General features: G+C 70.2%; 5 protein-coding genes and 1 pseudogene. 1 reads left to right on the top strand and 5 read right to left on the bottom strand.

Annotated elements, in window-relative coordinates; translation table 11 throughout:
- Nucleotides 1-2,483: HAD-IC family P-type ATPase (locus SYNGFB01_RS09470; protein ID WP_048017839.1), on the bottom strand; the 2,483-nt coding region annotated here is incomplete at its 3' end.
- A gap of 26 nt (nt 2,484-2,509) precedes the next feature.
- Complete coding sequence (locus tag SYNGFB01_RS15940; protein ID WP_255347548.1) at nt 2,510-2,638, bottom strand: hypothetical protein; 129 nt, start codon at nt 2,636-2,638, stop codon at nt 2,510-2,512.
- 262 nt (nt 2,639-2,900) lie between these two features.
- Here SYNGFB01_RS15940 and ppk1 point away from each other — a divergent pair.
- Nucleotides 2,901-5,049, top strand: a pseudogene (ppk1, locus tag SYNGFB01_RS09465) (polyphosphate kinase 1).
- A gap of 12 nt (nt 5,050-5,061) precedes the next feature.
- Here the strand turns inward: ppk1 and SYNGFB01_RS14950 are convergent.
- From SYNGFB01_RS14950 to SYNGFB01_RS09450, 3 genes are all read right to left on the bottom strand, one after another.
- Nucleotides 5,062-5,646, bottom strand: coding sequence for a hypothetical protein (locus SYNGFB01_RS14950; protein WP_200900093.1), 585 nt, complete (start codon nt 5,644-5,646; stop codon nt 5,062-5,064).
- A 47-nt stretch (nt 5,647-5,693) separates the two neighbouring features.
- Nucleotides 5,694-5,927 carry a DUF3136 domain-containing protein gene (locus SYNGFB01_RS09455; protein ID WP_048017837.1) on the bottom strand — a complete coding sequence of 78 codons (234 nt, stop codon included), beginning with the start codon at nt 5,925-5,927 and terminating at the stop codon, nt 5,694-5,696.
- A gap of 218 nt (nt 5,928-6,145) precedes the next feature.
- Nucleotides 6,146-6,832, bottom strand: a complete 687-nt coding sequence (locus SYNGFB01_RS09450; protein ID WP_048017836.1) for a response regulator transcription factor — start codon at nt 6,830-6,832, stop codon at nt 6,146-6,148.
- Nucleotides 6,833-7,112 lie beyond the last annotated feature (280 nt).

The following is a 7,112-nucleotide window of genomic DNA, read 5'->3' as shown; positions in this document are numbered from 1 at the left end:
ATCCCCAGCAGCACCGCCGGAGCCTGGAGGAGAGCCCGCCAGCCCTGCCGCGGCAGCGCCAGCAGACCCTGGCGCAGCTGGCTGATGCTCACCAGATACACCAGGTGGGCCAGCACCAGCCCCTGCACGGCCATGGTGCGGGCCATGGCCAGATCGCCGTGGCGCTGCTCACTCCAGAAGAAGAGTCCGAAGATCACCGCCCAGTTGAACAGCGACACCACCAGCACCCGGCGGATCAGACCACCGCTGAGCAGCGGCTGCTCGGGCGGCCGCGGCGGCTGCTGCATCAGCCAGGGAGCGATCGGCTCGAAGGCCAGCGCGATCGACATGGTGAGCGAGCAGATCATGTTCAGCCAGAGCACCTGCAGGGCCGTGACCGGCAGCGGTGTGTCGAGCACCGCCCCGAGCAGGATCGTCATCGAGGCGCCGCCATTCACCGGCAGCACGAAGGCGAGGGTCTTGCGCAGGTTGAGAATCACCGTGCGCCCCTCCTCCACCGCCGCCTCGATCGTGGCGAAGTTGTCGTCGGTGAGCAGCATGGCGGCCGCCTCGCGCGCCACCTCCGTGCCGCCGGCCCCCATCGCGATGCCGATGTCGGCCTGCTTGAGGGCCGGCGCGTCGTTGACGCCATCGCCGGTCATCGCCACCACCGCCCCGTTGGCCTGCAGAGCCTGCACCAGCTGCAGCTTCTGGGCCGGTGCCACGCGAGCGAACACGTCCACCTCATCCACCAGCGCGGCGATCGCCGCGGGGTTCAGACGCGCCAGTTCACGGCCATCGAGGGCGGTGTCGCCGATGCCCATCTGGCGGGCGATCGCCCGGGCCGTTTCGAGATGGTCGCCGGTGATCATCTTCACGCGGATGCCGGCCGCCCGGCAGGCCGCCACGGCCCGGATCGCCTCCGGGCGCGGTGGATCCAGCATCCCCTGCAGGCCGAGGAAATCCAGATCGGCCTCCACGTGGTGGTGCTCCAGCCGCTGCTGGGCCGGATCCGCCTGGCCGATCGCGAAGGCCAGCACCCGCTCGCCGCGGGCGGCCATCGCCGCGACCGCCGCCTCGATCGCGGCCCTCTCGAGCGGCTCCGCTTCACCCCTGGCATCGAGCTGACGGCTGCAGCGCTCCAGCACCGCCTCCACCGACCCCTTCACAAGGATCCGCTCGCTGCCGTGCAGGGTGGCCATGAACTGCTGCTCGGATTCGAACGGGATCGCGTCACGGCGGGGATGACGATCCAGCGCCGCCTGCCGATCGATGCCGGCCGCATCGGCCGCTACCAGCAGCGCCGTCTCGGTGGGATCCCCCACCAGACCCTCGAGACCGCTGGGGCGGGCGTCGTTGCAGAGCAGACCGGCCAGGAGGGTTTCCTGCAGCGCCAGGTTGCTGCTGCTCCCGCCATGCTCCTCGCCGGGCCAGAGCTCCTCCACCGCCAGCAGCTCCCCGCCGCCGTAGAGGTGCTGCACGGTCATCCGGTTCTGGGTGAGGGTGCCGGTCTTGTCGGAGCAGATCACCGTGGTGCCGCCCAGGGCCTCCACCGCCGGCAGCCGGCGGATGATCGCCCGCCGCTTCGCCATGCGGTGCACACCGATCGCCAGGATGATCGTGACGATCGCGGGGAGCTCCTCCGGGATCGCTCCCACCGCCAGGGCCACGGCACCGTCGAACATCTCCTCGACATCGCGGCCGCGAGCCAGACCCACCAGGAACGTGGAGCCGGCCAGCACCAGGATGACCTGCAGCAGCGTGCGGCTGAAGCGCGCGAACTTGCGCGTCAGCGGCGTGCTCAGATCCATCTGCCCCTGCAGGGCGGTGGAGATGCGCCCCACCTCGGTGGCATCGCCGGTGGCCACCACCAGGCCGAGACCCCGGCCCGCCGTGACGTAGCTGCCGGCATGGGCCATGCCGACCCGCTCGGCGAGGGGGGCGTCGACCGCCACGGCGCTGGTGCCCTTGCCCACCGGCAGGGATTCGCCGGTGAGCGCCGACTCATCGGTGTGCAGGTTGCGGCCCCGCAGCAGCCGCAGATCGGCGGGCACCCTCGCCCCCGCCTCGAGCTGCACCAGATCCCCCACCACCAGCTGGCCGGAGTCGAGGCGCTGGCGGCGGCCGCCGCGCACCACCTCCACCTCGGTGGGCACCACCCGGGCCAGGGCGGCGATGGCGCTCTCGGCCCTGCTCTCCTGCGCGAAGCCGATCACCGCGTTGATCAGCGTGACGCTCCAGATCACCAGGGCGTCGCGACCATCCCCGAGCAGCAGCTTCACCAGCCCCACCACCAGCAGGGTGATCAGCAGCGGATTGTTGAACTGCAGCAGCAGCTTCAGCCAGCCGGGTCTGCCGCCACGGCTGGAGAGGCTGTTGGGGCCGAAAGCCTGCAGCCGCCGCTCCGCTTCCGCGGAGCTGAGTCCGAGCACGGCGTCGCTCTCCAGGGCCGCGAGCACCGCGTCGCCGGGAAGCGCGTGGGCTGGAGCAGGCAGCGGCTGCATCGGCGCGCTCGGGGGGATGGGCCGGTTCAGGCCGCCGCCTCGTCGGCGCGGCTCCGCTCACGGGCCAGCGCCGCACCGAAAGCCGCATCCACGGCCCCGAGGCGCTCGAGGATCAGGCGCAGATCGAGATCGGTGAGTTCACCGTCGCGCGCCACTTCATGCAGGTGCGCCCCAGGCAGTGGCCGGCATCGGCCGATGGCCGGCTGTGGGGCTGGCGATCCCGGGGCGGGGAGTGGGCCATGGCTGACCCTCCTGATGGGTTGATGCCGCCAAGCTAGGAGGGTGGCGTCGCCCCCAATACCCCCATAGGGGAGCAGTTCCCGGCAGACGTCGTAAGGTCCCGGGCAGGGGGTCGGGGCTCCCCGCCACCGCCGCGCCGCCCCCGCCGCCAGGCCCGTCNGTGATGAGCCAGCNGAGATGAGTCAGCCCGTTCTGCCCCCGGAGCTCTACATCAACCGGGAACTGAGCTGGCTGCAGTTCAACCGTCGCGTGCTGGCCCAGGCCCTCGATGAGCGCACGCCGCTGCTGGAGCAGGCCAAGTTCAGCGCCATCTTCAGCAACAACCTCGATGAGTTCTTCATGGTGCGGGTGGCGTCGCTGAAGTCGCAGCTGGAGGCCGGCGTCACCAGCCTCAGCGACGACGGCCGCACCCCCCGCCAGCAGCTCGATGCCATCCAGGCGGAGCTGCGGCCGCTGCTGGCCCAGCAGCAGCAGCACTACCGCCACTTCCTCAAGCCCCATCTGGCCGAGTACGGCGTGCAGCTGCTCGACTACCGCCAGCTCAACGACGGCCAGAGGGCGTGGGCCGACGACTACTTCCGGCGCGCCATCTTCCCGGTGCTCACGCCGCTGGCGGTGGACCCGGCCCATCCCNTTCCCGTTCATGAGCAACCTCAGCCTCAACGTGGCGGCGGAGATCCGCGATCCGGACACGGGCCAGCAACAGTTCGCCCGCATCAAGGTGCCGCAGAAGCTGCTGCCGCGCTTCGTGCCGGTGCCCGTCGAGCTCAGCGGGCGCCATCCCCAGCCGGTGTTCGTGGGGCTGCCGCTGGAGCAGCTGGTGGCCTTCAACCTGCAGCTGCTCTTCCCNGGCATGACCGTGGAGGGGCACTACTTCTTCCGGATCACCCGCGACGCCGACCTGGAGCTGCGCGACCTGGAAGCCGACGACCTGATGGACGCCCTGCAGGAGGGCCTGCGCAAGCGGCGCCTCGGTGGCGAGGTGGTGCGCCTGGAGGTGGCCGACGAGATGCCCGAGCGGGTGGTGCAGCAGCTGATCGAGGGCACCGGCGTCGAAGCCGCCGACCTCTACCGGATCAACGGCCCCNTCGGCCTCGACGACCTGATGGGCCTGCTGTCCATCCCCCTGCCGGATCTCAGGGACAAGCCCTTCGCCGGCCGCACCAGCAAGGCCCTGGCCCGGGCCCAGCGCAGCCAGCTGCAGGACGGCTCGATCAAGGAGGAGGAGTTCGAGAGCATCTTCCGGGTGCTGCGCCGGCGCGACGTGCTGCTGCACCACCCCTTCGATCTGTTCGCCACCTCGGTGGAGGAGTTCCTCAACCAGGCCGCCGACGATGCCGCTGTGCTGGCGATCAAGATGACGCTCTACCGCACCAGCAAGGGCTCCCCGATCATCGCCGCCCTGATCCGCGCCGCCGAGAAGGGCAAGCAGGTGATGGCCCTGGTGGAGCTGAAGGCCCGCTTCGACGAGGACAGCAACATCCAGTGGGCCCGCCAGCTGGAGAGCGCCGGCGTGCACGTGGTGTACGGCGTGCTCGGCCTCAAGACCCACACCAAGGTGATCCTGGTGGTGCGGCGCGAGAAGCAGGATCTGCGCACCTACGTGCACATCGGCACCGGCAACTACAACTCCAAGACCTCCAGCCTCTACACCGACTTCGGCCTGCTGAGCAGCCGCCCCGAACTCGGGGCCGACCTGGTGGAGCTGTTCAACTACCTCACCGGCTTCTCCAAGCAGCAGAGCTTCCGCAAACTGCTGGTGGCCCCGGTGACCNTGCGCCGGGGGATCGAGGAGCGGATCCGCCGCGAGATCGAGCATGCCCGCGCCGGCCGCGGCGGTCACATCAAGGCCAAGATGAACGCGCTGGTGGACCCGGCGATCATCGAGCTGCTCTACGAAGCCTCCCAGGAGGGCGTGCGGATCGAACTGCTGGTGCGCGGCATGTGCAGCCTGGTGCCCGGCCTGCCGGGCGTGAGCGACACCATCAGCGTGGTGAGCGTGATCGGCCGCTTTCTGGAGCACTCGCGCCTCTACTGGTTCGGCAACGGCGGCACCCCGGAGATCTTCATCGGCAGTGCAGATCTGATGGGCCGCAACCTCGATCGGCGCGTGGAGGCGCTCACCCCGATCGAGGATCCGGACCTGCGCAACCTGCTGGAGCAGCTGATGGAGCTCTACTTCGGCGACAACCGTTCCGCCTGGGACATGCGCAGCGACGGCAGCTTCGTGCTGCGCCAGCCCGAAGGCGAGGAGCACCACGTGCAGCGCCAGCTGATGGAGTGCTGGCGCGGTGGGGTGCTGAAGCTGGAGCGCGCCGGCAGCTGAGCGGCGCTCGCTTCAGGTGGCCGGCTTGGCCGGGCCGGGCTTGGCCTCAGGAGGCGGCGCCGGTGCGGGCTTGGCTGGTGCTGGTGCCGAAGCCGGTGCGGCGGGCGGCGTCGGCACCGGGGCCGGGGCCGGGGCCGGAACCGGCTTGAGATTGGCGCAGAGGGCGGCGACCATGCGGTCCTCACCGCCGGAGCTGCTGGATTCGTCGATCGAGAGGGGCAGGCGCCAGGTTTCCCAGGCCGCCTCGCCCATCTTGCGGTTGATCCGCAGCGTGTCGCAGTGCACGGCCACGATGCCCTTCTCGGCGAACTCGGGGCCGCACTGCAGCTGGGTGATCCGCACGCCGTTCTCCCCCATGCGCCAGCGGGCCCAGGCATAGCGACAGGCCCCGAAGCTGCGCCACTGCTCCCCCTTGAGCTGCCGGATCCGATCGAGCATCTGCTGCTCCTGAGGGTTGGCCGCGGGGTTGGCCTGGTCCGACCCCGGCGGCTGGGGAGTGTCGGGAGCGGCCGCCTGGACGGGGGCCACCTGGAATGGGGCCACCTGGAATGGGGCCGCCAGGAGCGCGGCGGCAAGGGCCGGCAGCAACCGTTGCATCGGCAGTGTCCTCCAGGCGTGACGGACACCAACGATAGGCAGGGCCTTCAGCGGGCCCCCTGCTGCTCACGCTGCAGCAGGGCGAAGAGGTAATCGGGCTCGCGGTACTGACCGGGCAGGCAGTTGTGGAGGATCTCGAGCCGCTGCCAGCACACGGTGCGGCGCACCTTGGCGATCGACTTGCNTTCCCGGATCAACAGCCGCAGTGCCTTGCAGTAGAGCGAATAATTGGCTTCCAGCTCACCGATGGTGAGGTTCGGCCCAGAGACTGGGGTTGTCATCGTGTATGCGTGCGGTGAGCTGCGGGGCAGGCCGTGAGCAGTCGCGGAGCGCCTGGGGGNCAGGCGGATCCGCGGCTGGTGGAACAGCGCAGAACCCTTGGGGCCACTGGAATCACTCTCGGTCCAACCGCCCGGCGAGCGATCCCCCCATACGGGGACAATTCCGGTTCCGATCGCCCGGACGCTTTGGGGCGGAAGCGGCTGGGGGCCGCCGCGGTTCACAGCTTCACCATGCCGCAGCGCATGCCCTTGAGCACCGCCTGCAGGCGGTTGTTCACATCGAGGGTCTTGAGCAGCCGCTTGGTGTAGGTCTTGGCCGTCTCCTCGCTCACCACCAGCTTCTCGGCGATCTCGCGGTCGGTGAGGCCGCTGGCCAGCAGGTCGAGCACCTCGTATTCCCGCGGGGTGAGCCGCGGACAGCTGAGGTAGGGGAGATTGCCGGAGCGCAGCGACGGGCTGCGGTAGCTGTGCTGCCCCATCACCGCCATCACGGCGGCCTGCAGCGGCCGCTGGTCGCCGATCACATCGGCCTCCGCCACCACCGCCTCGAGCCACGGCGCGTCGACGTACTGCGCCGGGATCACATCGCCGAGCGCCAGCACCACCACCTTCAGGGCCGGCTGCACGGCACGGGCCTTGCGGGCCAGCTCGAAGCCGCTGCCGGTCTCCAGATAGTCGGTGCAGATCAGCAGCTCGTAGGGCTCCCGGGCGAGATAGGCCAGACAGGTGGGCTCGTCGGTGACCGCGCAGCCGATGCGGGTGCGGTCCTGGAACGACTCACACACCGATCGCAGCAGGAACCGCCCCTTCATCGCGATCGCCACCTTGCCGCTGATCGCCACCGAGAGCAGCACCTGATCCAGGGTGGTGCCTTCGAGGCTGCCGAGAAAGGGGGTGAGGTCCACGAACCTGCTCGCAGGCCGGCAACGGATCATCCGGGTCCAGCTCCAACCTAGGGNAGAACCCNACCCNGNCGCTTCGCCGCCCTCCCTCAGGGGTCACCAAGTGATGTGCAACGCCGCCCCCTCCCCGAACACCGCCCCGCCCCAGCCCGGCCAGCTGCCGGATGGGGCCAGGCTGCTGACGCTGGAAGACCGCAGCCGCCGGCATGGCTCCGGCCTCACGGCAGCCGATCTGGTGGGCGCCTGGCGGTTCGATCGGCTCTGGAGCCGCCGCGGCGCCGAG

Source organism: Synechococcus sp. GFB01, from assembly GCF_001039265.1.
Taxonomy (GTDB): Bacteria; Cyanobacteriota; Cyanobacteriia; order PCC-6307; family Cyanobiaceae; genus NIES-981.
The sequence above is the reverse complement of the archived record's forward strand: the minus strand, read 5'-3'. Positions and strand labels throughout refer to the sequence as shown.

Bases quoted from the DNA above. Each gene is read 5' to 3' on its own strand.
- SYNGFB01_RS14950 (WP_200900093.1), bottom strand. From the start codon at position 5,646: ATGCAACGGTTGCTGCCGGCCCTTGCCGCCGCGCTCCTGGCGGCCCCA.